The following is a 25,013-nucleotide window of genomic DNA, read 5'->3' on the forward strand; positions in this document are numbered from 1 at the left end:
AATAATGTCAGCCGATATGAATTTGCAGTTAAATTCTAAAGGAAAATTACAACACTTCCTGTCCATCGAAGGGCTGGAAAAAAATTTATTAATTGAAATTCTGGATATTGCTGAATCCTTTGCAGATATCTCCGAGCAACAGGTGAAAAAGTTCCCCCTGTTACGCGGTAAGACGATCGTTAATTTATTCTTTGAGAACAGCACCCGTACTCGGGCGACTTTTGAGCTTGCAGCGACGCGACTTTCTGCTGATATATTGAGCATGAATATCGCAACGTCTGCGACCTCGAAAGGCGAAAGTTTACTGGATACGATTCGTAATCTGGAAGCCATGCAGGTGGATATGTTTGTCGTTCGCCACTCCTTGAGTGGTGCGGCTCATTTTATCGCGGAACATGCAGCACCTCATGTCAGCGTGATTAATGCTGGTGACGGCCAGCACGAACACCCAACCCAGGCGATGCTGGATATGTTTACCATACGCCGAGCTAAACAACAATTTGCCGGATTACGCGTCGCCATAGTCGGAGATATATTGCACTCACGAGTGGCGAGATCGCAGATTCATGCCTTAAATATCCTCGGTGCAGAGGAAGTCAGAGTGATCGCACCCAAGACCTTATTACCCACCCAGGTGGAGAGTCTCGGTGTTAGCGTTTACCACGATTTATCGGCCGGATTAAAGAATGTTGATGTCATCATTATGCTGCGTTTACAGAAGGAGCGCATGAATAGCGCTTTATTACCTAGTGAAAGCGAATATTTTAAATGTTTCGGGCTATCAGATGATAAGTTAAAAATCGCTAACAAGGATGCCATCGTGATGCACCCTGGGCCAATTAACCGCGGTGTGGAAATTTCATCCAGCGTCGCAGATGGACCTCAGTCGGTAATTTTACAGCAGGTTACAAATGGTATAGCGGTGCGTATGGCGGTAATGTCTATGGCAATGCAAAGCAGTGCGAGGGTAGGATAATGCGTATTGAAATCGTAAATGGACGTATTATTGATCCTGCAAATAAGCTAGATAAACAGGCTGGGCTGTATATCGATGACGGTCAGATTGTTGCAGTGGGAAATGCTCCAGCAGGCTTTGTAGCAGATACCCGGATTGATGCTCAAGGGCAGATAGTTTGTCCTGGCTTTATCGATTTGAGCGCGCGATTACGTGAGCCGGGTCAGACTCATAAAGCAAGCATACAGTCAGAAACACGGGCCGCTGCCAGCGCAGGCTTTACTAGTTTATGTATCCCCCCGGATACTAATCCGGTTATTGATACTCCTGCGGTACTTGAGCTGATTAAAGATAAGGCCGAGCAATGCGCCTATGCAAATATCTACCCGGTTGCCGCATTAACGAAAAAATTAGCCGGTAAAGAATTAAGCTCTATGTATGCCTTAAAGCAAGCAGGCTGTATTGCTGTTGGCAATGCACAGGCTGCTATTCAGGACTTACTGGTGCTACGGCGAGCGATGGAATACGCAGCAACGCATGATTTACTATTAATGTATTGTCCACAAGAGGATGCCTTAAGCAATCACGGCTGTGCACATGAAGGAGCAATGGCGAGCCGCTATGGTTTGCCGGGAATTCCAGTCGCAGCAGAAACCATTGCATTAATGCAGTGTATAGAATTAATTGAACATACCGGCTGTCGTGTACATTTTCGTGGCTTAAGCAGTGCGCGAGCGGTTACTTTAATTGCCAAGGCAAAGCAGCTAGGGCTTCCGGTTACAGCAGATGTTGCCATGCATCATTTGCACTTAACAGATGCTGATATGCTGCCGTATAACAGCCACTATCATGTCTTGCCACCGTTACGCAGTGAGCAGGATAAAGCCGCATTGCTAGATGGATTAAAAAATGGTGTGATTGATGCTATCTGTAGTGATCACCAGCCGCATGATATTGATGCGAAACTGGGTGCATTCCCGGAAACAGAACCGGGAATGTCCACCATAGAAACAGTATTACCATTAATGTTAAGGCTGGTAACGCAAGGACACCTGGATCTAAGTCAAGGTATTGCAAGTTTAACAATTACCCCGGCAAAGGTCTTAGCTGTTGATGCAGGACATTTAGCTATTGGCAGCGCTGCTGATGTCTGCGTGTTTGATGCCAATGCAGATTGGCAATTCAATAAGCAATCATGGCTGAGCCAGGGGAAGAATACTCCTTACTGGCAGCAAAATGTGCAAGGAAAAGTAAGCTGTACTATTCAGGCGGGTAAAGTCATTTATTCACAGTGACGTTAAGCGTCATGGATACTTACTCCTTTCCCCGTTACAATTATTATTCTCGGGTAAGGCTTTGCTATAATAGAGCAAATACCGCTAAATTCACATAATCAAGAGGCCATCATGCGGAACTGGAAATTGTTACCCATTTTAATAGGGCTGACACTGTTTGCTGTCATTGCCTACATGTTATTCTATTTTATCTTTATCGACTTCTTCGTTGATTTATGGTGGTTCCGTTCGCTTAATTTTGAAGGTTATTTCTGGTTAAGGTTGCTCTACCGGTTTATATTTTCGGGTGGTGTGACGATCATCTTTTTCAGCATATTTTTTTTCCATTTCTGGATTGCCTCGCGCTATCTTGGCCTAAGCCCTCCCGATGAAATACTGGTAAGCGCTGATAAACGCCAGCGATTTCAAACCTTTGCCGATAAGTTTATGTATGGGTCGACAAAGGTCTATACGCCTCTGTCTTTAATCCTTGCGATTGTTATTGCGAGCCCGTTTTATGTGCAATGGGAAGCCGCTTTATTGTTTTTCTTTGGTAGCTCTTCGGGGGTATTGGATCCGGTATATGGTCAGGATATCAGTTTTTATCTGTTTTCCTATCCACTGTATATACTTATTCAGCAGGAGCTTTTATACACGTCTATTATCTTGTTTTTTTTGGTGACGGCGCTTTACTGGTTAGAGCATGTTTTTGTCCCAAATCAAAATAAAGAATACCCACTGGGCGCAAAAGTTCACTTAGTCATTTTATTAGGTTTTACCATCTTATTTGTGATTTGGGGCTTGTTTCTAGACCGCTTCTCATTGCTCTATGTGGACTCGCATGAACCCGTCTTTTTTGGCCCTGGTTTTGTCGAGTTGCGTTACGAATTGCCTTTGATCTGGCTAAGTATTATTTCGGTACTGGTATTATTCGTATCAGTGGTTATCAATATCTTTTCCAGGCATCATCGCTCTGCAATGCCAATTTATTTTGCACTAGCAGGCTTACTGACGTCATTAGGCTTGCAAAATCTTCCCTTTATTCCGAGTCTAATAGACTCTTTTATTGTGCGCCCGAACCCGGTATTAACGGAAGGGAAGTTTATGGAAAATAATATTCAGGCAACTCTAGATGCATTTGCTTTGGAGAACATTAATATTATTGATTATAAAGTGAATTTAGATGCCAGCAAGGATATAGAGTCCTGGGGAACTAAAAATCATTTCGAAAATATTCCTGTATGGGACAGAGAATATTTGATTGATGGTTATAGACAATTACAAGGCATTCGTCCCTATTATGATTTTCACAGTGTAGATGAAGATCGTTATTTTTTAAACGATCACATCCAGCAGGTTAATTTATCAGCAAGGGAGTTAAATACAGATAAGCTTCCGACTGAAGCAAAGAACTGGGAAAATATTCATTTACGTTATACGCATGGATATGGTGCGGTGATAACACCTGCTGCGCAGGATGCCGGAAAGCCCATTATCTGGTATTTGCGTGATTTAAACATGACTTCAAATGTCGGGTTTTCAGTAAAAATACCTGATATTTATTATGGTCAGGAAAAATACACATATGCGATAGTGCCGAATGATCTGGATGTTGTTGGTATGTCAGACTCACCTCAGGATGTAAATGGGGTTTATCAAGGAGGGGCAGGCATACCCTTTAGCTCATTTTTTAGGAAATTGTTGTTTGCAACTTACTTTGGAGATGAAAAAATATTTTTCTCCACCAACATTTCTACAGCAAGTAAGCTGTTAATCAGAAGAAATATTATTGATCGCGTCAAGTCACTGACGCCTTTTTTACATCTGGATAATGATCCTTATTTAGTGGTGACGAAAGACAGGTTTTACTGGATTCAGGACGCTTATACTGCTTCAGACAAATACCCTGCTGCTAAATTTGCCAGCGATAATTTTTTATCTGGAAAGCAGCGCTTTAACTACATCCGTAATTCGGTAAAAATTGTCATAGATGCTTATGACGGGTCGGTAAATTATTATATTGCAGATAGTAAAGATCCAATTATTCAAGCCTATCAAGTCGCTTATCCAGGGGTGTTTAATAAACTGGATAAAATGCCCACAGAGTTACGTAAACACCTACGTTATCCACGTGAATTATATTATATGCAGATGAAGGTATATGCCAAATACCATCAAATACAGCCGGGCTTGTTTTATGAGCAGGCAGAGGCCTGGGAGTTTGCAAAAGTAAATAAAAAAAATGTGATGCCCTATTATCAAACGATGGATTTCGGGCATTGTAAAGATAGAGAAGAGTTTGTCATGCTCAATCCTATGACACCCATTAACCGTAGTAATTTAAGCATGATCGGGCTCGCAGGTACTTTGGATATCGAAAGCTGTATACCCGGTAGTTACAAGCCGTATATAACCATTTATAAATTCGGAAAAGATATACAGGTCAATGGCCCAGCACAGGTCGAAGCCCTAATTGACCAGAGTCCGGAAATTTCAGAACAGTTTACCTTATGGGATCAACATGGTTCCAATGTAGCAAAAGGACGTATGGTTATTTTGCCTATGGGGAAAAATTCGATTTTATATGTGCAGCCGATTTATATGATATCGACTAAAACCAAGATACCTGAATTGACTAGAGTGATTGTGTCTATCGGTAATGAGGTGGTTATGGACACGACTTTATGGTCGGCGTTTAAGAAGCTTAAAGCAAGGTTTATAAAAGGGGCGGTAGACGCGAAAGGTACTGGGACTTCGATAGAGTGATGTTGCAGAGGGGATTACGAAACCCAATAAACAATGGCTTAGGTGCCATTGTTTATTGGGTTTCGTACCTCACCCAACCTCCTAAAAACACTTTCACAGCCTCTAAAGTCTCTATGTTCGATGACTACTCATTTGCATCATGGTCACTAAATTGCAGCTTGTGTAATTTGGCGTATGCACCCTTTTGCGCCAGCAAGCCCTGATGAGTGCCTCGTTCTATAATTTCACCTGCTTCCATCACTAGAATAACATCCGCTTTTTCTATAGTAGATAAACGATGTGCAATCACAATCGTTGTGCGGTGTGCCATAACATGTTCCAGTGCCTTTTGAATATAGCGTTCAGATTGAGTATCTAAAGCAGAGGTGGCTTCATCCAGAATAAGCAAAGGCGCATTTTTAAGTAATGCGCGGGCAATCGCTAAACGTTGTCTTTGACCTCCGGATAACTGGATGCCGTGCTCACCAATTTCAGTTTGCATACCAAAAGCCAGGTTTTCAATAAACTCGGTGGCATAAGCATCATCAGCAGCTTTTAAAACATCGGCTTCATCAATATCAGAAAGAATACCATAGGCAATATTGTTAAAGACAGTATCGTTAAACAAGGTAGTATTTTGGGTAACTATAGCGATCTGATCTCTCAGGCAGTTTAAAGTATATTGCTTAATTTCCACACCATCTAAAAGGATACGTCCTTTAGAGTAATCATAAAAACGTGGAATTAAATTAGTTAAAGTGGTTTTGCCACTTCCAGATGCGCCCACAATAGCGATGGTTTGACCTGGTTGGATTTGTAAATTAATATTTTTTAGAGCTAGCTTGTCAGAGTTGGGATAGCTGAATGAAATATTGTCAAATTGTAAAACGCCTTTACCAGTCGCTATATTCACTGTTCCTTGATCAAGTTCTGGTTCTACATCTAAAGCGATAAAGATATCACCTGCTGCGGCGATGCCTTTCTGAATTTCATTGTTTGCCTGCACTAGTGATTGAATGGGCTTGGGAAGCATGAAGGCGGCTAGTAAATAAGCAATAAAGCTACCTGTACTCGAGGTATCCATAATAATCAGCGCTAAATAAAGTAAACTGGCTAGTGCAAATGCAACCAGAATTTGCATGATAGGGTTCTGTATGGAAGATACCCAGGCTACTTTCTGTGATTGTTGCTTGTTAAAGAAACTCCTGGCTTTGAAGCGCTTTTTTTCATAGGCAGAGCCACCAAAACATTTTACAACTCGGTTTCCCTGAACTAACTCAGAAGTGATATGAGTCATATCACCCATAGAGTCTTGTACATTTTTACTAAGTGAGCGGAGTTTTTTACTAACCACGGTAACGATGATGGCAATAATTGGCGCGATAACGAAAAAGACTAGCGTTAATTCCCAGTTAAGCCAGAGCAAATAGGCAATTAAACCGGTAGCAGTTAACCCTTCTCGGACAAGAATTTTAACTGAATTGGTTGTAGCACTGGTGACCTGCGCTACATTATAAGTAATCAGGGAAATTAAATGACCACTGTTTTGTGCGTCAAAGTACTCTGTTGAGAGATTAGTGTAGTGATTAAAAATGTCCTGGCGCAGTTTGTGTACAACATTAACCGAGACTTTGGCTAAAAAATAATTACCAAAGAAAGTACCTATGCTCCTAAACACCACCAGCACAACTATATACACGGGTAGATATTTATGTCCTGCCTTATTGCCATGCTCTATGGTGTCTATAATCAATTTGACTAATTCAGCAAATAAGGGCTGAGCAACTGCTACAATAAGAAAGCCAAATATACTGATGATAAAAAACTTAATATAAGGGACTACATACTTCAATAAGCGCTTATAGATACTAAAGCTAGATGATGTTTTTGTCATACGGAAAATTAAGCGATAAGGTAAGCTGAACTCGTATGCCAATCACGCTTTCAGGGGTTAGAGCGTTCTAGCTTAGCATGAACTAAAAATGACAGCAAAAATACTGATGACAGGACTTATGGATAAATTTTTTACAAAATCTCTATCATTTTCATTGCTCCTAGCTCCCGCAATGGTATTAACAGTTTTTCACGGCTTAAACATATCTGCAATTGCTATATTAGTATTGTCCATCGCTGTATTAATATGCCGTTATCAATTTAAAATCGAATTAAACTCTAGGGAAAAAATACTAATTTTTTCGTTGTTACTATTACCTTTGGTCATGGCTTTAGATGTCACTTTGCGTCACCTAAGCTTAAGATATGTTGATTATTACTTGAGGTTTGTTTTAGTTCTGCCCATTTTTTTTGCTTTAAGAAAGGTCAAAGTAAACACAATCCCTCTGGCTTTAGGCATTTTAATTGGCAGTATGGGCGCGGGTGTATTTGCCCTATATCAATACTATTATTTACATCTAAATAGTTTGCAAGAATATAGCTCACTGGGCTATATGATAAAAATTAACTTTGGAAATATTAGCCTCTTGCTAGGCATGATGAGTCTGGGTGGCTTGTTTTTAGTCAAGGAAATAGCTTTTAAAAAAGCCTATATTATTTTATCTTTACTCGCTTTTGTATTAGGAGTGACTGGGTCTGTTCTATCAGGTTCAAGAGGAGGATGGCTTGCACTGCCTTTTTTTATGGGCTTGTTTTTCATCTACTCCCCAGGCAAGAAAAATATTAAAATATTGTGTGTTGTTAGCCTGATTTTAGGACTGTTTGTCACTTACTACGCAAACCATTATGTAAAATCACGTATTGATTTAGCCTATATGAATACAGCAACTTATTTTTTTGGCGATGAATTAAAAGCAACCTCAGCGTCAACTGGAACACGGTTTGAATTATGGAAGGCGGGGGGAATGATCGTTAAAGAGCATTCACTGCTAGGTATCGGTTCGGGACAGTTCAAATACGCTTTGGAAGAAAAAATAAAGGCAGGTAAAATAAAGCAAATAGAAACCTATACCCATGCACATAATGAACCTTTGCAAATTCTCATATCAACTGGAATAGGGGGACTTTTTGCCTATATTTTGTTATATGCGGGGAGTGCTTATTATTTTTATAGATCACTCAAAACAAGCACAATAAATAGGCACAAATACTCAAGCTTTTTAGGCATAATGACAGTAGGAGCTTTTTTTATTTTTGGGCTTACCAATTATTCTTTTGGTCATCATGTGATGGTTTTATTTCTTGCCCTTATGCTTGCAATTTTTGCAGGTATTAGTAGTAGCATTGAAAATAAAGTAAAAGAGTAGGATTTTAAACAACCCAAAATTTCTTACTACACCGCATGTATAAAACCTAAAGAGAAATGGCTGAGCCGTTAATGGATCAAGTTTTAAAAGCAACACAGGAAGATAAGTGAGCCAAACAAATAAAGCATTAATTATCACCGATAAAAAATGGCGCTCAGGTGAAAAGTGGTTTGCTTTTAAGCTAGCAAAAGCATTAAGAAACAAAGGCTGGACCGTTCATTTCATTACTGCAAAAGAAGGTCACCCAAGAGAAAGTGCGATAGCAGGCAACTACTCCCTTTGGGAGAGTCTAGACCCAAGAACAGAAAACCCTTTTACCTTTCTGAATTCTTTTTTCCTATTTAACAAGCAGATAAAACAGGAACAGATTTCACATGTTTTTTCTTTTTGTGGTATTGGTCATATCTGGATGGCAAGTTGTAGCAATGTAAAAAAAATTCAGATCAGAATGGAAGCGAGGCCGTCTAAAAAGCATTTTTTTTCAAAAATTTTATACCAGAAACAATGTGACCTGGTCATACTACCCAATGAAAAAGCCATTGAGGATCAAAAACAAGGCGCGGGTCTACCGCCTAAGGGCTATCATAAAACAGTCGGGTTTATAAATCTGGAAAAATTTAACCCCAAGATATCAAAAGCAAAAGACTTAATCTCAACAGCAAATATTTTAACGATTGGGTTGGTTGGTAGAATCACGAAAGTAAAAGGGCATGCTATTGCGATACAGGCAATAAAAATACTCAATGATAAAGGTATCAAATGCCGTTTGGTCTGTGTCGGCGAAGAGTCGGGTATTACCGAGCAAGAATTAAACACGCTTGCGGAACAGAATAATTGCAGGGAGCAGCTAATATTTACTGGGCGTAGAGAGGATGTGCCAGCTATTATGCAGGTCTGCGATATAGGTATCATCCCTTCCCTGGACTCAGAATACACAGTTAGAACCAGTTTAGAATGGCTATCCTCAGGTAAGCCCATTGTTACTAGCAACGTGGGATCACTGGCTGAAATAACAGAGCCAGGTTATGGAGAGTCAATTCCGCCCAAAGCCCCCGAGTTGTTAGCTGATGCTATTGAGAAAATATCCAGCCAGCACAAAGAAATGGGGCTTAAAGCACGAAAAAAAGCAGTATCATATTTCTCTGAAGAGCTTTTTTATAGACAATTGGAAAGCCAGTTAGAAAGGCTGGAGTAAGAGTACCTGCCAGTGACGGCGGGGAAAAATATTGGTATAAAAAGTATAGAAAAATCTACAAGACCTGTTCTCTACAAATCTATGTTATTAAAACGTTTAAATAAAATTTGGCAGCTTACCCGAGACAGGATAAGAAGAAACTTTGGGGTGATGCTATTTGATTACCAAGTAGAAGATGCAATCTGTCCTGCTACCGATTTAAAGCATGTCGTTTTTATACGTTGGGATGCAAAATGGGGAGATGCCATTATTTCTTCCTTGATGATAAGCCCTCTGCGCAATGCTTATCCTGAGATCAAAATTACTATTGTTAGTTCGCCCACTTTATCAGACTATTTTAAGAATTATCTAAAAGTCGATAAAGTAATAGAAGTCTCTAGCAACCCTACTTATAGGCAGCTAAATACTTTAGCGCAACAGCTCGATTCCGTTGATCTATTGATTCATTTTAATAGACATATGAAGATGAAGGACTTGTTTCTACTGTACAAAGTGCAGGCTAAACAAGTTGCTGGTCTGGATGATAAAATAGGTCGGGTAAATTTAAAGCTCGGTAAGCTGACACAGGACTTACATTTTTCGCAGAAATTTGTTTACCTATTAGACTGTCTTGGTATTAAAGTAGATGCGGCTGAATACCATGTTCCAATAAGTGATGAAGCAACAATAAAAGCTGAGAAATTTCTGGCAACTAAAGTGAATGATCCCCTACTGGTTATCAATTCTTATGGGGGTGATAAATCCAGACGATTGAATAATGCAAATACAAAAAAATAATTAGCATTATTTTGAATATCCAGCCAGCGATTAACATAGCTGTTCTTTATTCGCCTGATACGATGTCTGAGGTGCAAAAACTTTGTACTGATATAAGCAGAGACAATGTGTTTTATTACCCAGAATCCAGAACAATTTATGATGCGATTGCTTTGGTAGCGCAAGCAGACGGGGTAATTTCTGTGGATACAGCCATTGTGCATATTGCTGCAGGCTTAAATAAACCATTACTCGCACTTTATAATCCAGATAAACTCAATTATACAGATTGGCATCCTAACTCTGATAATGCGATGACTTGCTTTGCTGAGCAAGTGAACCCACCGGATATCAATGCGCTGGTCTGGAAAAAGCTGTTACCATCTATAGCAAAGCTTCTTAAATCATAACTTTCTAATTGCCTGGTAAACGCGCTTGCAATTATTATTGTCTCTATAGGTAAAATGTTTTGCCGCTTTTTTCTGGTACTCTTGAGGAAGTACGAAGTTATCTTTTTCAATCGTTTGAATTTTATCAATCAATTGATCATGTGTAGTGACTGCATAACCGGGTAATTCGGTGCGTACATCATGGTGAGGCTTGTCCTCTCTGCCATTGATAAACTCTTGGTAATCAAAGTGGTAAGATATAAAAGGCTTATTCATATAGATAAAATCAAACATCACATTAGAATAATCTGTAATCAGGAGTTTACTCATTTTTAGTAACTCTGTTACGCTGAGATCGCCTTGGCGCATAATATGAATGCGATCATCTGCGTATTGGTCCAGATACTTTGAATAGTTCTGAATATCCTGATGCAAATAGATGGCTAGATGACAGTCTTTTTCCTGCAGGAAATGGTTCAATTGCTTATCATTCATCAGATCCAGAACTCTGCGATATAGCTCGGTATCTTTAAATTCATCCTGCAGCCATTTTTCCTTATCTCTAAAAGTTGGCATATATAAGATCATATTATTCCATCTCGATTGATCGCTTATATCAATAAGGGAATCAAATCTGGGATATCCTGTCACAGTAATATCGTCCTCAAAATATCCATAATCTTTTATCAGGAGTGCATTTTCTATAGGCGATGCGGTGACCCATAAGTCATTTAAAGGGAAATAAGATTTATGATAAAATTTCCGGCCATTTTTAATAAATCTAACCCCATGGCCTAGCATAATCCTTTTAGCTTTAAGTGTTTTTCGAGTGAGTTTTTTTAATATGCCAAATTCATCAGGTATCATCCATAAGCCATGTGTCGAAATAATCCTGTTAGCATGATATAGGTAAAAGATTAGTTTGAATGAATCAACAGCGAGCCAATTGCTTTTTCTCTTAAATTTACCAATGACAGGAGAGCGTTTATCAATGACACCTAAATCCTGCAAGCCCATATTTTGACTCTCATTAACCTGTCTAGCTAAGTGGTTATTAGGTTTTTACTGCCGCTTTGCCAGCCCTCTTTGTCCAACCGATCAAAATATCCAGATTTAAATCATAAATAGAGGAAATTTTTTGTATCGTATGGATATCCCCCGAGCCCAAGGCAATAAACACCCTGCCAACGTGCCATGACCTTTTAATCAAAGTGACTTAACTTCGGTTAATGTTAAGCGAGTAACCCCACCTTAACCCAATCATCCCATTCCTGTGGATAGAGCGGATCTGCAGGTGTTCTGACTCTCAGCTGATTATTGCCTGTGAGTAATTTTCCAGCCACCCGAATCAGATAAGTACGAAGTGTATCCGGCTCCCATTGGCACAACGTTTTGTTGCCACTCAATTGAGCCATCCAGCGCACGGTATTGTAGGCAAGAACGGCGCAATGAAATAATGCGGCATTAGCCAGAAATTGATTCGTTCTGATTTTACCTAAACCCATTTGTGATTTTGCTTCTTCAATCCATGTTTCGCACGTCGCTCGTTCACCATACTTCTTATGTGTTTGCCAAGGCGATAGAGGTTCAGTTGTTACATAACAAAAATAGTCATATTCTGCCGTATCCCAAAGCTCGGACTGAGGTCCTGTCACTTGTTTAGGGAGATGGAAAGAAATAATCATCCAAACGAAGTAAGCTTGTGTCTCAATAATTTATAATAATGAATTCTGAATTTATTCTCACACTAGGCAGATAAGCTTGTTGATATTAACAGATAGCATTATAGGTTGGATTATAAATACAGCCCATCGTTTAAAAGGCTCGGTACGTCGTATATTCATGGCTGAAACGGTGGAGCTACTAGGCTCAGGTGGTGCAAGTATTGCTGAAGAAAAACTAGGATGGAATAGAGGCACTATCCGAAAAGGACAATATGAACTTGAAACTCAGCCCATAGAAGATAATTTTTCAGCGAGAGGGCGTAATAAAAGTGAAGAGCATTTTCCTCATCTACTTGATGACATAAAAAAAATTGCTGAACCGGAGTGTCAAACGGATCCCTCTTTTAATTCCTGTCGATTATATACCCGGCTAACGGCTAAAGAAGTTAGAAAACGTTTACTGGAGATTGATTATTACGATGAAAAAACATTACCTTGCTCAAAAACTATCAATACAAAATTAAATGACCTGAGTTACCATCCAAAAAAGGTACAAAAAACAAAGCCTCATAAGAAAATCAAGGAAACGGATGCAATTTTTGAACAAGTTCATTCAGTCAATGGAATGGCAGATATCAACCCAAAAGAGATTCGTATATCAATTGATGCCAAAGCAAGAATGAATATAGGAAATTTTTCACGGGGAGGACGAAATCGGGTTTTAACAAAAGCAGAGGATCATGATTTAGATGTTAAGGAAAAGTTAACTCCTTTTGGTTTTTATCTGCCTGAACATGATGATTTTTTCCTTTTCTTTACAGCAGGCTATGCCAGCAGTGATTTCATCGTTGACCGATTGGAAGAAATTTGGCCAGAAATTCAAGAAAAATATGGAGTAGATATTCTGACAATTAACGCTGACAATGGTATGGAGAACAGTAGCTCCAGAACTCAGTTTATAAAAAGGCTTGTGGAGTTTGCTGAAAAAAGCAACATAAAGATAAAACTGGCCTACTACCCTCCTTATCATAGTAAATATAACCCAATTGAACGAGTATGGGGAGCCTATGAAAATCATATTAGTGGCGACATAATGGATACAGTTGAAACAACTTTAAAATTTGCCAAAAGTATGACCTACAATGGCAAAGCACCTATTGTTAAATTAACAGAAAAAATATATGAAACAGGAGTAAAGGTAGGTAAAAAAGCAATGAAGACGTATTATCAGTTTGTTGACCGAATGCCATCGTTGGAGAAATGGTTTTTGACCATTTCTCCTGGTTGTTCTGGATGATTATTTCTTTCCATCTCCCTTAGGTTGCTTTATCCTGACCGCGACAAACTGACGAGAGCGAGACCAGCCACCACAACGATATTGAAACTCGCTCTGCTCCCAACCGGGTCGGCCTTGTATGGCTGTCCAGGCCTGTTTGGCCAGCAATGCGTTCAAATTCTTAAGTTTAACCTTTATTAGATACCCATGCCCTCTGGTATCGAGAAATTCAAGCAAATCACCGACAAAATAACCACTGTCACCGCGAAAAATAATGCGCATCCGATTGGGCAAGTGTGCAAGTAACTGTTTGGTAAATTCTACAACACCATTGCTTGTAAAGGCATTGCCTGTCCGGAACCAGGCTTGTAAAATTTCTTTTGTTTCCGCTAGAAAAGCGAGTTGTGGATGGTATGAACGGGCACCTTTCTTTTTGGGGTTGAAGCCTTTGGCACTTCCTTCTTGTCGACCACAAACGGTGTCCACAGTTGAATCGACATCGACCCACTGGACGGATTGTATGCCAGTTTTCGATTTTCCGGAACGAAGCAATCGCCGCCAGTGTTGACCACGCAAAGTATGCGTGAGCGTTTCAAACTGGCTTATCTGCCTATCACTTACTTCTTTAAAGATCCGTAAAATTGTGGTTTCAACAGGAATCTTTATCCAGCCAGCTACTTTGCGCAGTACGCTATCTGCCCATACGGTCGTCACCTTTGCCATTGATGTTGCTCCCCCCATCATGCCAACCAACGTCAATAGAACCACATCAGATAAGTGATGGTCTGCATTTTCACCCCGCCGATGTGGAACGCTTTGTTTTACGGTTTTTTCAAAACCTATCCTGTCTAAATATTTCACGACGGGAATCAGTCCCGCCTGGCTTGTCAATCCATGTGCTGTAGATGTCATTTTTACCGTTCGGGTACGGTTTCTTACGTGAGATGAGGATTTTGATACTTTAGAGGGCTTCATTAAAACAATGAGATAGTGAAATCAGGAAAATGATATTATATCATTGTTTAATAAGGAGTTTTGTGGATTATTATGTATAATGCTTGCAGGATTTAGGTGACATAATACACATCTATATCGGTGGTGTTTTTTTCAATCCAGCAGAAAAACTCATAACCATTTTCCTGAGCTTGAAAATTGGTCTCTGAGATTATCCAGATATTTTTCTTGAAAAAAGGTTTAGTCAGGAAATAGCTTATTCTTGCTGATTCTGCGATCAGAGTGTTTTTAATTATTTTATAAAAACTAGCCAATTGAGTGCTCCCAAAATTGATATTTAAGCCAGAACAAATGATTGTAATGGGTACAAGTCTTGCTTTCAAACTGAAATTATTTGAAGTTTGAACAGTTACACTGACTCTAATCAGTGATGAATTGAGTAACGTTTATTTTAGAATCAAATATTGTTACTTGGTTTTTCCTCTTATGCTATTGAGTGTTTCAGTCTTATATAAACTCGAAAAATTAACCACTAAAAATAACTCATTTTCTCTAATGGCTCTTCTAAAATAGGTCTGATCTTTTAGTAACAACTTATTTCCTAGGGTCTTCCATAGGGTTTTAAATGCCCCTGGAATAGTTAGCCAACTGGTGTCCAGTCTTAAGTCATGCATCGCTTCAAGCGCAAATATCTTTGCTTTAGGCTTAGGCAGTTGATAGGAATAAATACTGTCAAAATAAAGCGATTGATTTAAATCAGGTGGGATAGGTACCAGCTCGCCTTGCTGGCCATAAGGAAAATAATTATTTTCTGTTAAGTGATTGGTGTATAGAAACAACTGGCCTTGCTGTAAGCCTAGTTCCTTTATAGCGGTAATGACGGCCACTGTTGAATACTTATGATCAGTATGCCAGTCTAATGCTGGATAGGGCGTGACAATAATATCTGGTTGATAGCTCTGTAACATCTGTTTTAAATCATCAAGCAGTGCTGTCCAATTAGCTTTGCCTGTAGTGACCGGAGTCAAGCTAGACAGGTTTTGCTGGCGAAAATGATTAACATTATTAATGCCAGTATATAGGGAGTTAACTGACTGCGGCTTATGCTTAGCCATTTGCTGTAAAGTACCGTCGAAGTAACCCAGGTTGATTGCTTTTTCAGGGCTTACACCGCCTAACATAGGCACGGTTATACTATCCCATACTCGGAGCTTCCCTTTTGTTCGATAATGCTGATTAGCATCAGTATAAACCTCATCGTAATTATGCGGACCTGCTTCTCCGGCAGTGATGGTGAGTATTAAACTATTATGCTGGCTATATAGGCCAAATGCTGCAATTTCAGCATCATCAGGATGAGGCGCAATAAGCAGAACTTTAGTCTGCTTGTGTATTTTGGGGTTGCTAAATAAAACCATGTTGGCTTGCTGGTCTTTAATCCTTAGATGATGCCCAATCAGTTGAATAGTTTGATTTTTATTCCCAGTATTTGAAGGTAAATTGATATAACGCTTACCTTGTACACCACGTTCAAAGCTTAAAATAGAGCGTTGCTGGCCATTAATAATTTCAACATAAGGCTCGGCAAAGTAACCTGTGAATGTCGCGTAAATATCTAATCCAATAAAACCTGTATCCCAGTCTTGTGGACTGTTGAAGCTAACCACGCCCTGTTTTAACTGAGCCTGTATGGACTTATGCTGGCTATTCTGGAATGCATATTGATAGTCCTTATCCACAGCATATTTGTATTTGGCCGCGAATGAAAAATAAACAACTATGACGCACAAAACAATTAGCAGCAGGAAAATAAGCAGTTTTTTTAGCATGGCATAAGACTGGATAAATGTATTTTTCTGGCGAATTCCTAGTTGTTAATTTCCAGGGCCTTACGGTAAGCAAGCAAGGTTTGCTGTAAAGTGTTTTCCCAGCTTAAGGAGCGTGCTTTTTCCCTGCCGTTTTTTGCTAACTTTTTGCGTAATTTTTTGTCGTTGTGTAATGCTTGAATATGTTTTGCCAGTTCGACCGGATCTTTAGGCTTATCAATCAACAATGCTTCATTTTCCGTTAAATGCTCGGAAAATCCGCAATACCTGGCATTACTAACAATAACAGGAATAGCGTGTGCCATTGCTTCCAGAACCACCATAGCGTAGGTATCGGCCAGAGTTGGGTGGATTAAAGCATCGGCAATGGGATACAAGGCATGCATATCGTCAGATTTGCCTAGTAAATGCACTTGATCATTGAGCCCTGCTTTGTTAATAGCAGAAGTGAACTTTTCAGGTCGGTCATGCCCTACGACCACTAAATGCAACTGTGGTATGTGTAACGCTTGCAAAGCTTGCAGGATAACCAATAGCCCCTTACGTTTGTAATCATTTGCAACAAAAAGAATCACAAAATCATCCTCTTTAAGCTGTAATGCCGAGCGTTGTTGCTGGCGTATAGTGCTTAAGGATTTTCTTGTTTGCGATACAGCGATACCAGGATAAGCAATATTGATATTGTTTACGATATCGGGATAGCTGCGGGTGATATTACGCGCTAAAAATTCTGATACGGCGATAATTTGACGATTGTTTTGCGTGCAAATCTGTTTTTTTTCCAGCCAAAGATAGCTAAGCATACGCGGGCTGATAGCCGTATTCAAATAACGCAGAATTTTCCTGCCCCCAGTTGTCTCGGTATAACGACTCAGTACACAAGGGACATGCAGCGTTTGTACGTTTGCATGAGTGACCATATCATGTGAATGCACGATATCAAATTGGCCTTCAGTTGCCAGTCGCGTCCAACGAGAAAATTCTAATTGATTAACATAGCGCGGCTTTTCCCGTTTTTTGGGGATGAGGTGTACGACTATATTAGGGTGTGGCTCAATTTCAATGGCCTGGCAGAATAAGTGTACTTCGTGTCGTTCGGCCAGGCGCTCAGTCAATTCAACACAATAGCGCTCGGCACCACCAATGCGTGTGTAATGGCGGATTAAAACAGCGATGCGCAGTCTGCTTATACGATGCTTCATAAACAAGGCATTATTCGGTGGTTTTTGTATTGATGTACTTAAGGACCTGTTGTTGATAGCTTACAGCGTAGGAAAATTTTTCACTATCGTGCACAGCAATCATATTAACTAGCACAAAATAGGGTATCACAAACAACAGGTACCTGGTGACTCTATCCGGTGCATTTTCTAGCCAGTGCTTGATCACCGAGTCAAGCAGATAGAAAGAGAGGATATGTAACAGCAGCAAAAACAGCATGGGAGCCCAGGGTGAAAACCAGAGCGTTAGCGGTATACCCACGATATAGGCAGAAAGCGACCCAGGGACATTGCCTATCGCACTAGCGGCGTTGCCATAGCTTAACCAAATTCCCTGGCTAGCGCCTAAGTAGCCTTTATCCAGCATTTGTTCCTGATTGCCGCTGACAATCTGGTGATTGCTATACAGCAATGATAATAATAGCCCGATGATAAAAAAACCAAAAAACAAAGTATGGGAGTATCTTTCTATAAATAGAAACTTATCAGCTTTGATATTCATATTCCATGGCTAGAGTGATGATGGGCTAAAACTTTATGTTACCTAAATCCTGCAAGCATTATACATAATAATCCACAAAACTCCTTATTAAACAATGATATAATATCATTTTCCTGATTTCACTATCTCATTGTTTTAATGAAGCCCTCTAAAGTATCAAAATCCTCATCTCACGTAAGAAACCGTACCCGAACGGTAAAAATGACATCTACAGCACATGGATTGACAAGCCAGGCGGGACTGATTCCCGTCGTGAAATATTTAGACAGGATAGGTTTTGAAAAAACCGTAAAACAAAGCGTTCCACATCGGCGGGGTGAAAATGCAGACCATCACTTATCTGATGTGGTTCTATTGACGTTGGTTGGCATGATGGGGGGAGCAACATCAATGGCAAAGGTGACGACCGTATGGGCAGATAGCGTACTGCGCAAAGTAGCTGGCTGGATAAAGATTCCTGTTGAAACCACAATTTTACGGATCTTTAAAGAAGTAAGTGATAGGCAGATAAGCCAGTTTGAAACGCTCACGCATACTTTGCGTGGTCAACACTGGCGGCGATTGCTTCGTTCCGGAAAATCGAAAACTGGCATACAATCCGTCCAGTGGGTCGATGTCGATTCAACTGTGGACACCGTTTGTGGTCGACAAGAAGGAAGTGCCAAAGGCTTCAACCCCAAAAAGAAAGGTGCCCGTTCATACCATCCACAACTCGCTTTTCTAGCGGAAACAAAAGAAATTTTACAAGCCTGGTTCCGGACAGGCAATGCCTTTACAAGCAATGGTGTTGTAGAATTTACCAAACAGTTACTTGCACACTTGCCCAATCGGATGCGCATTATTTTTCGCGGTGACAGTGGTTATTTTGTCGGTGATTTGCTTGAATTTCTCGATACCAGAGGGCATGGGTATCTAATAAAGGTTAAACTTAAGAATTTGAACGCATTGCTGGCCAAACAGGCCTGGACAGCCATACAAGGCCGACCCGGTTGGGAGCAGAGCGAGTTTCAATATCGTTGTGGTGGCTGGTCTCGCTCTCGTCAGTTTGTCGCGGTCAGGATAAAGCAACCTAAACAAGTGACAGGACCTCAGTCCGAGCTTTGGGATACGGCAGAATATGACTATTTTTGTTATGTAACAACTGAACCTCTATCGCCTTGGCAAACACATAAGAAGTATGGTGAACGAGCGACGTGCGAAACATGGATTGAAGAAGCAAAATCACAAATGGGTTTAGGTAAAATCAGAACGAATCAATTTCTGGCTAATGCCGCATTATTTCATTGCGCCGTTCTTGCCTACAATACCGTGCGCTGGATGGCTCAATTGAGTGGCAACAAAACGTTGTGCCAATGGGAGCCGGATACACTTCGTACTTATCTGATTCGGGTGGCTGGAAAATTACTCACAGGCAATAATCAGCTGAGAGTCAGAACACCTGCAGATCCGCTCTATCCACAGGAATGGGATGATTGGGTTAAGGTGGGGTTACTCGCTTAACATTAACCGAAGTTAAGTCACTTTGATTAAAAGGTCATGGCACGTTGGCAGGGTGTTTATTGCCTTGGGCTCGGGGGATATCCATACGATACAAAAAATTTCCTCTATTTATGATTTAAATCTGGATATTTTGATCGGTTGGACAAAGAGGGCTGGCAAAGCGGCAGTAAAAACCTAATAACCACTTAGCTAGACAGGTTAATGAGAGTCAAAATATGGGCTTGCAGGATTTAGGTGTTATATGAAAACGATGAGCAAACATGACGCATTTTTGTAAAAGCATCTTCATCTTCGATAAAACTAATCCTAAAAACAAATTATATCTTGAAAGTTTTTTGTTCAGTATTTAAAAATGAATTTTTCTCGCCAAATCCAAAAGAAATAATTCTGAACCGACGGCTGGATGCCTGCCTGCCTGGGTAAATCCCATCAACTGCATTTCCCGAAGTCAGATACTCAACTCAACTCGACCGCACCTTCACTGGCCCCGCGAAGTATATTAACCAAACTGAGTAGTTACAGCAAAATAAACACTGTAGGATGGGCAAAGGGCTTCATCCGTGCCCATCAACGAAAACATGATGGGCACGTCGTACCTCCTTTGCCCATCCACAAAATGTTTGTTGCATCAGGGTATTTTTTATCAAATACCTGATTTTCTGGTGCCTGGCTGGAAATATACAATCTAATTTCGTAACTATCAGATACGCTGAGTAGTTACCAAATAGATTGAATGCTTGAGCGTACCTGATCTACTGACACATCGGTAAACCCTGCGATACCATCTAGTGATTTTAGCTTAATTCTATCTACAGCAGGGTTATTAAATTCAGCTTGTAAAATAATCGCCTTATCATTCAACGGAGGGGTAAATTCAGGAGTCGAGCTGCGATAAATAGCTATTTGCGGGATATTAACCGCAGCAGCAATATGCATTAGGCCTGAGTCATTACTGATCGCCAGATTGGCACAGGAAAGTATATCCACCGCATCTAATAAACTGGTCTTACCGCATAAATTAATGACATCTACATCGCTCTTTTGTACAATTTCATCGGCGGTGGAAAAATCTTTGGGTGAACCTAATATCAAGACTTGCTTGCCGGATTGAACTAGGTCTTTTGCTATAAGGGCATAATTCTCGCTAGGCCAGCGCTTGGCCGGGCCAAATTCTGCGCCGGGCATTAAGGCAACAATAGGCTGGCCGGGTTCTATGTTTAACTGCTGCAACCAGTTTTCAGTATTATCCTTATCAATACTCAATTGTGGCTGGGGAATGCTATCCAGTTCGGGAATATCTGCGTTCGGATCCAGGCCTAATGAAACATAACGCTGCACCATAAAGGGCAGTTTTTTTGTGTCTAATTTTCGCTTATCATTTAATAAGCCATAGCGCATTTCTCCAAGAAACCCGGTACGTTTAGCTGCGCCACTCCAGTAGCCATTTAAGGCGGATTTCCAGGTAATAGGCATAGTAATTGCCCAGTCATAATGCTTATCTTTAATGCTATTGGCTATATCACGACGTGCTTGCCAGCTAAATTTTCCGCGCTGCACTTCTATCTTGTAATGGTTACTGACTTCAGGCATACGCTGCAATAAATCATAGGGCCAAGGTGGCGCGATAACATCCAGATTTAAATCAGGGTATTGCTGTTGCAACACTTTGAAGAGTGTTTGCGTCATTACCATGTCACCTACCCAGGAGGGAGAAAAAACAAGAATATTCATAGCTTTAAGTAAAATGAAACGTTGTGATATCTGCGAACTGAAAATTTGTGAACAGAGGCTATTGATAGAGTCATCGTGCAATAATCTCGCTTACTTTGTCCAATACCTGATCAACCGAAATTAATTGCATCGCGTCTAAACTAGGGATTTTCTTTTGCCAGGGTAATTCGGAGGCTGTTTTGTGCATGAAGTCTTGCGCTACTTGAACGTAGATATTAATACAATTGTCTAATTGATTATAAGGCCCTATATATTCAGGTCGAGTCACAGCATAAAGCCCAATCACCGGTGTTGCCACGGCATTAGCAAGATGTAGCGGGCCAGTATCAGGTGAAATAAGTAGACTAACTTGTTTAAGAACTGCGGCTAATTGAGTCAGCGTGGTTTGGCCAATCAAGTTCAAGCAAGGTGCTTCTGCCTGTTGTTCAATCTGCTGACCAAAGACAACTTCGGCTTTACCCGGTCCACCGGTTAAGACGATAGGTCTGTCTGGGTAAAGCTTATGCAAATTATCAATCAGATTAATATAACGCTCTGCACTCCAGGTTTTTTCCTGGGTAGAAGCCATGGGGTTAATCGCCATCCAATGATCGTGACCCTGCAACTTACCACCAGCCCAGTTTTTATCGCTATTGCTAACCGGAAGGTCCAGGTCCGCGGCAGTAATATTTATCGGCTTATTAATACCGGCAAATTTTTGCGCCAGGGCAAAAAATATCTCAACTTGGTGTAAATTCGCGGGTAAATCATAAGCCGTATTAGCAAATAAATGATGGCCTTCGCGAGAATAAGGCGCGCCAAATCCCGTTTTATGCTCTGCGGGTAAAAGCGCCATCAGCATATTACTGACAAAGCTAGTTTGAACGCTAATCAATTGCCCGGTATTGGTTTTACGCCATTGTTTTTTTAGCTGCCAATAATCACCCATCGCTTTAGGCTTATCGATTGCGACTACATTTACTTCGGTAAGTTCGGCTAAAAGGCTAACGAGCGGACGGTCAATTAACCAGTCTATCTGCGTATCAGGAAATTGCTTTCTTAACAGTCGTACCGCTGGTAATAGCATTAATACATCCCCGATAGCAGAAAGCCGGATTACTGTGATTTTATCGGGGGGAGTCGTTTTACTAGTCATGCATTAATATATTCGGCGGAGAAGTTTGGTAGATTTTAGCACTCTCATTTCGCAGTTCAAAATTAGCCTTGCCTATGACTAAGGCAACTCGCAATAAATAACCCACCCACCTTGCTGGCCTTTTTGTCCGTCTTCTGCGTTGTGGAAATAGTTACGTAGCCAGCTATGCGCCTATTTCTACGCCTTGAAGACAAACAAAAATCCTACGCAATATGGGTGGGTTATTTATTGCGCGTTACCTTATTGCACCATGCCGTCAAAAATAGCTTTGCCATTTAATAATAAGGGAATCGCACAGTTTGTGTGTACATCGCCCAGATTCAGTAATGGATTATCGATAGCAAACAACTCTACCTGACTAGCCCCAGCGGATTGAAAATAATCATAGGCAATCTGCGTATTAGCAAAAGGCACAATATTATCCTGCACACAATGAAACAAAAACATGGGTGCCTCAGGGACCCAGCGATAAGTATCATTTTCTGCCAGCGCGACTTGTAACCAGGAATTTTCCTCTGTTTGCAGATCATTAAAAAGGGCTGCTGTATATAGCTGCTGTTTCTCCGGAATAGCGCTATTAATTTCAGAACTTGAGTGTAGACCATCATAAAGACGACTAATAGTCTGATCATACGGGGATTGAAAATAATCACTCAGTTGATCAGTGAATGCATAGACCTGATTATATGCAAGCAAGGTATAGGGAAAGTAAAACGGATTGACCAGGGGCTGTTCATCCATAATAGGTGCGCGCATAGTACCCGATAAATCATACGGTCCTGCCATCGGTGCTGATGCCGTTACGCTAAATTCAGTACTATAATTAACCTGCAATTCCCTATGCACTGCCATGGTTGCGTAGCCACCTTCTGAGTAACCGGTTAAAAATAACTGTGCATTTAAACGAACATTCTTTTCTTGCGCGAATAATCTTGCCGAACGTATCGCATCAATAACGACTGTTGCCAGTGAATGTGCGTGTACATACGGATGTAATGACTCAGATTCCCCCAGACCAAGATAATCAGCCGAAACCACTACATAGCCGCTTGCAGCCAGGGCTATAGTAGGTAAATCGAAGGCATCCTGACTGGGGGCATTAGCCCTTAGAACTTCCGTTCCATGCTGGTAGGCGATAAGCGGGTAGCTTTGCTCAGTATCATCAGGAATAGCGATTAAAGCGGATGCCTGAGTTAAGGCTCCTGATGGGTCAACAGTTTGATAATTAACGCTGTAAACCTGTACATTATTTTGTGCGCTAATCTCTACGTTAGTTCCATTAGAAAGATTATATAGCGAGACGAGTAAATTAAATTGGGACAAGCTAACTTCATTAATCAATGTGGAATGATTGATACTGCCCCGCCCTGGAATATCGTCGACAACGACTGCAATGTTGGTAATATTAAACATGTCGCCCTGCGTATGCAGGACATCGGCGTTATACAGCTGCCCATTATAGCTGACGCGCTGCAGCGAAAAATTAAGCTGCTCATCTACAAGTGTGCTCGCACCATAAACAGGTGTGTCGGCTCTAGGTGTAGCAGAAATAAGTTGTAGCTGGTTGGCACTGAGCAAGGCAAACTCGGCACGATAGTTTTGGCCTTGATAGTTCACGAATGGAGCAAGCAGCGTATTGTCCTGAGCTGAAAATAAACCATCTGCATTAGCACTAAAAAATGGCAATATGCATATCAAATATCCCGCAGCAAAAGCCCGTAGAAAGCTGGTTTTAATCTTTAAAGTATTCATTTGTTAATTTTATACTGAGTAAAACTAAAGTCATTTGATCATACACTTTGTGAATCCCTTAGACCTAGAAAAATCAGTTGAGCGCGAATTTATAGTGCAAGATCAGATAACCTGATCTCTCTGAAAACAACAGCATCCTACCTATTTTAGTCTCACCTTATTATCTTTGAAGAATTGCTATGTTTTTGATTTTATTAGGTTCAGAGCACCTGACCTCTATTTTTAGATAAATTGCCCTATTTAATAAATAAATATATTTAAAATCAATCAATAACAAACTTTTTGCTCTAAAAGACCAGATAATACTTTTCACATACATGAGATTTTGTAATGATACCCCTTTTACATTATCCTTGGACTACCGCTGTCCACATCTGCCGGGAAAAAACTCATGGTTCAGCGACAACTTCCTATGTTTCCAGAAGGTTCTACAGAAGTAACTCATGATTTGGCCGTTGAAAAGCGAGACGGCCGCGTGACCTATTTCTATGGTACTCTGCCCGTTTTTACTCACGATGCGAATGATGATGCTTCGTTCAAAATGATTACCGCACAATTCTATACCAACGGTTATGTCAAACAAATGGATATCGTTCGTGCTTTTGGTGTAACGCCCATTAGTGTTAAACGTGCCGTTAAGCTCTATCAAGAAAAGGGTGTGCAAGGCTTTTATGCTGAGAAAAAAACACGAGGAGCGGCTGTTTTGACTGATGATGTGTTGCTAAACGCCCAACAATTATTAAACGAAGGACAAGAACCTTGCGATGTGGCCGATCAATTAGGTATTAAGCGGGATACCTTCAATAAATCAATTCGTGCGGGTCGTTTGCACAAAATAAAAAAAAAGAAACATTAAGCACTAAGAGTGAGCGCAGTGGG

General features: G+C 40.6%; 20 protein-coding genes and 1 pseudogene. 10 read left to right on the forward strand and 11 right to left on the reverse strand.

Translation table 11 applies throughout. The annotated features are described in order from the left end of the window. The first annotated feature begins 4 nt into the window (after positions 1–4). The 3 genes from ACQY3F_RS02265 to ACQY3F_RS02275 all read left to right on the forward strand — a co-directional run bounded on the left by ACQY3F_RS02265 (position 5) and on the right by ACQY3F_RS02275 (position 4,995). The gene (locus tag ACQY3F_RS02265; protein WP_428353289.1) at positions 5–976 is read left to right on the forward strand and encodes an aspartate carbamoyltransferase catalytic subunit; all 972 of its coding nucleotides are present in this window, start codon (positions 5–7) and stop codon (positions 974–976) included. Continuing rightward, positions 973–2,250, forward strand: coding sequence for a dihydroorotase (locus tag ACQY3F_RS02270; protein ID WP_428357583.1), 1,278 nt, complete (start codon positions 973–975; stop codon positions 2,248–2,250). The genes ACQY3F_RS02265 and ACQY3F_RS02270 overlap by 4 nt, the downstream gene beginning before the upstream one ends. A gap of 111 nt (positions 2,251–2,361) precedes the next feature. Beyond that, entirely contained in the window at positions 2,362–4,995 is a 2,634-nt protein-coding gene (locus ACQY3F_RS02275) for a UPF0182 family protein (RefSeq protein WP_428353290.1), read from the forward strand. Positions 4,996–5,119: 124 nt separating this feature from the next. Here ACQY3F_RS02275 and msbA read toward each other — a convergent pair whose 3' ends face one another. Beyond that, entirely contained in the window at positions 5,120–6,868 is a 1,749-nt protein-coding gene (gene msbA, locus ACQY3F_RS02280; RefSeq protein ID WP_428353291.1) for a lipid A export permease/ATP-binding protein MsbA, read from the reverse strand. An 88-nt stretch (positions 6,869–6,956) separates the two neighbouring features. On the opposite strand from msbA, the gene ACQY3F_RS02285 reads away from it, so the two are divergent. The 4 genes from ACQY3F_RS02285 to ACQY3F_RS02300 all read left to right on the forward strand — a co-directional run bounded on the left by ACQY3F_RS02285 (position 6,957) and on the right by ACQY3F_RS02300 (position 10,595). Continuing rightward, positions 6,957–8,234 carry an O-antigen ligase family protein gene (locus tag ACQY3F_RS02285; RefSeq protein WP_428353292.1) on the forward strand — a complete coding sequence of 426 codons (1,278 nt, stop codon included), beginning with the start codon at positions 6,957–6,959 and terminating at the stop codon, positions 8,232–8,234. 106 nt (positions 8,235–8,340) lie between these two features. Continuing rightward, positions 8,341–9,429, forward strand: a complete 1,089-nt coding sequence (locus ACQY3F_RS02290) for a glycosyltransferase (protein ID WP_428353293.1) — start codon at positions 8,341–8,343, stop codon at positions 9,427–9,429. A gap of 12 nt (positions 9,430–9,441) precedes the next feature. Continuing rightward, positions 9,442–10,206, forward strand: a complete 765-nt coding sequence (locus tag ACQY3F_RS02295; protein ID WP_428353294.1) for a glycosyltransferase family 9 protein — start codon at positions 9,442–9,444, stop codon at positions 10,204–10,206. 11 nt (positions 10,207–10,217) lie between these two features. After that, positions 10,218–10,595, forward strand: a complete 378-nt coding sequence (locus tag ACQY3F_RS02300) for a glycosyltransferase family 9 protein (RefSeq protein WP_428353295.1) — start codon at positions 10,218–10,220, stop codon at positions 10,593–10,595. Here the strand turns inward: ACQY3F_RS02300 and ACQY3F_RS02305 are convergent. Both ACQY3F_RS02305 and ACQY3F_RS02310 read right to left on the reverse strand, forming a co-directional pair. Continuing rightward, positions 10,590–11,591 (reverse strand): CDP-glycerol glycerophosphotransferase family protein, encoded by a 1,002-nt coding sequence (locus ACQY3F_RS02305; RefSeq protein ID WP_428353296.1) that lies wholly within the window; start codon positions 11,589–11,591, stop codon positions 10,590–10,592. The genes ACQY3F_RS02300 and ACQY3F_RS02305 overlap by 6 nt on opposite strands. Positions 11,592–11,806: 215 nt before the next feature. Beyond that, positions 11,807–12,223, reverse strand: a pseudogene (locus ACQY3F_RS02310) (transposase); the annotation flags it as partial. Positions 12,224–12,338: 115 nt separating this feature from the next. Here ACQY3F_RS02310 and ACQY3F_RS02315 point away from each other — a divergent pair. After that, entirely contained in the window at positions 12,339–13,535 is a 1,197-nt protein-coding gene (locus ACQY3F_RS02315) for an ISAzo13 family transposase (RefSeq protein WP_428352931.1), read from the forward strand. On the opposite strand, the gene ACQY3F_RS02320 is transcribed toward ACQY3F_RS02315, so the two are convergent. From ACQY3F_RS02320 to ACQY3F_RS02340, 5 genes are all read right to left on the reverse strand, one after another. Continuing rightward, positions 13,536–14,489 (reverse strand): IS1380 family transposase, encoded by a 954-nt coding sequence (locus ACQY3F_RS02320; protein WP_428353297.1) that lies wholly within the window; start codon positions 14,487–14,489, stop codon positions 13,536–13,538. A 92-nt stretch (positions 14,490–14,581) separates the two neighbouring features. Continuing rightward, a complete protein-coding gene (locus tag ACQY3F_RS02325) occupies positions 14,582–14,782 on the reverse strand; it encodes a hypothetical protein (protein ID WP_428353298.1) in 201 nt (66 codons plus the stop codon). Positions 14,783–14,935: 153 nt separating this feature from the next. Next, a complete protein-coding gene (locus ACQY3F_RS02330) occupies positions 14,936–16,207 on the reverse strand; it encodes a PIG-L deacetylase family protein (RefSeq protein WP_428353299.1) in 1,272 nt (423 codons plus the stop codon). Between the two features lie 128 nt (positions 16,208–16,335). Next, positions 16,336–17,496, reverse strand: a complete 1,161-nt coding sequence (locus ACQY3F_RS02335) for a glycosyltransferase family 4 protein (RefSeq protein WP_428353300.1) — start codon at positions 17,494–17,496, stop codon at positions 16,336–16,338. Between the two features lie 10 nt (positions 17,497–17,506). Beyond that, positions 17,507–18,016, reverse strand: a complete 510-nt coding sequence (locus ACQY3F_RS02340; RefSeq protein WP_428353301.1) for a hypothetical protein — start codon at positions 18,014–18,016, stop codon at positions 17,507–17,509. Between the two features lie 138 nt (positions 18,017–18,154). Here ACQY3F_RS02340 and ACQY3F_RS02345 point away from each other — a divergent pair, with 138 nt between their 5' ends. Further along, positions 18,155–19,516 carry an IS1380 family transposase gene (locus ACQY3F_RS02345; RefSeq protein WP_428352972.1) on the forward strand — a complete coding sequence of 454 codons (1,362 nt, stop codon included), beginning with the start codon at positions 18,155–18,157 and terminating at the stop codon, positions 19,514–19,516. A gap of 717 nt (positions 19,517–20,233) precedes the next feature. Here ACQY3F_RS02345 and waaF read toward each other — a convergent pair. From waaF to ACQY3F_RS02360, 3 genes are all read right to left on the reverse strand, one after another. Then, positions 20,234–21,247, reverse strand: coding sequence for a lipopolysaccharide heptosyltransferase II (gene waaF / locus ACQY3F_RS02350; protein ID WP_428353302.1), 1,014 nt, complete (start codon positions 21,245–21,247; stop codon positions 20,234–20,236). A gap of 70 nt (positions 21,248–21,317) precedes the next feature. Beyond that, the gene (locus tag ACQY3F_RS02355; RefSeq protein WP_428353303.1) at positions 21,318–22,313 is read right to left on the reverse strand and encodes a glycosyltransferase family 9 protein; all 996 of its coding nucleotides are present in this window, start codon (positions 22,311–22,313) and stop codon (positions 21,318–21,320) included. 309 nt (positions 22,314–22,622) lie between these two features. Continuing rightward, the gene (locus ACQY3F_RS02360) at positions 22,623–24,068 is read right to left on the reverse strand and encodes a lipase family protein (RefSeq protein WP_428353304.1); all 1,446 of its coding nucleotides are present in this window, start codon (positions 24,066–24,068) and stop codon (positions 22,623–22,625) included. 457 nt (positions 24,069–24,525) lie between these two features. On the opposite strand from ACQY3F_RS02360, the gene ACQY3F_RS02365 reads away from it, so the two are divergent. Further along, entirely contained in the window at positions 24,526–24,990 is a 465-nt protein-coding gene (locus ACQY3F_RS02365) for a hypothetical protein (RefSeq protein WP_428353305.1), read from the forward strand. Positions 24,991–25,013 lie beyond the last annotated feature (23 nt).

The organism is Methyloprofundus sp. (assembly GCF_965251085.1).
In the GTDB taxonomy this organism is placed as follows: domain Bacteria; phylum Pseudomonadota; class Gammaproteobacteria; order Methylococcales; family Methylomonadaceae; genus Methyloprofundus.

Excerpts from the sequence above, each read along its gene's own strand:
- ACQY3F_RS02265 (WP_428353289.1), top strand. The coding sequence starts at position 5 with ATGTCAGCCGATATGAATTTGCAGTTAAATTCTAAAGGAAAATTACAA.
- ACQY3F_RS02275 (WP_428353290.1), top strand. The coding sequence starts at position 2,362 with ATGCGGAACTGGAAATTGTTACCCATTTTAATAGGGCTGACACTGTTT.
- msbA (WP_428353291.1), bottom strand. The coding sequence starts at position 6,868 with ATGACAAAAACATCATCTAGCTTTAGTATCTATAAGCGCTTATTGAAG.
- ACQY3F_RS02285 (WP_428353292.1), top strand. The coding sequence starts at position 6,957 with ATGACAGCAAAAATACTGATGACAGGACTTATGGATAAATTTTTTACA.
- ACQY3F_RS02305 (WP_428353296.1), bottom strand. The coding sequence starts at position 11,591 with ATGGGCTTGCAGGATTTAGGTGTCATTGATAAACGCTCTCCTGTCATT.
- ACQY3F_RS02320 (WP_428353297.1), bottom strand. The coding sequence starts at position 14,489 with ATGAAGCCCTCTAAAGTATCAAAATCCTCATCTCACGTAAGAAACCGT.
- ACQY3F_RS02335 (WP_428353300.1), bottom strand. The coding sequence starts at position 17,496 with ATGAAGCATCGTATAAGCAGACTGCGCATCGCTGTTTTAATCCGCCAT.
- ACQY3F_RS02340 (WP_428353301.1), bottom strand. The coding sequence starts at position 18,016 with ATGAATATCAAAGCTGATAAGTTTCTATTTATAGAAAGATACTCCCAT.
- ACQY3F_RS02345 (WP_428352972.1), top strand. The coding sequence starts at position 18,155 with ATGAAGCCCTCTAAAGTATCAAAATCCTCATCTCACGTAAGAAACCGT.
- waaF (WP_428353302.1), bottom strand. The coding sequence starts at position 21,247 with ATGAATATTCTTGTTTTTTCTCCCTCCTGGGTAGGTGACATGGTAATG.
- ACQY3F_RS02355 (WP_428353303.1), bottom strand. The coding sequence starts at position 22,313 with ATGCTATTACCAGCGGTACGACTGTTAAGAAAGCAATTTCCTGATACG.
- ACQY3F_RS02365 (WP_428353305.1), top strand. The coding sequence starts at position 24,526 with ATGGTTCAGCGACAACTTCCTATGTTTCCAGAAGGTTCTACAGAAGTA.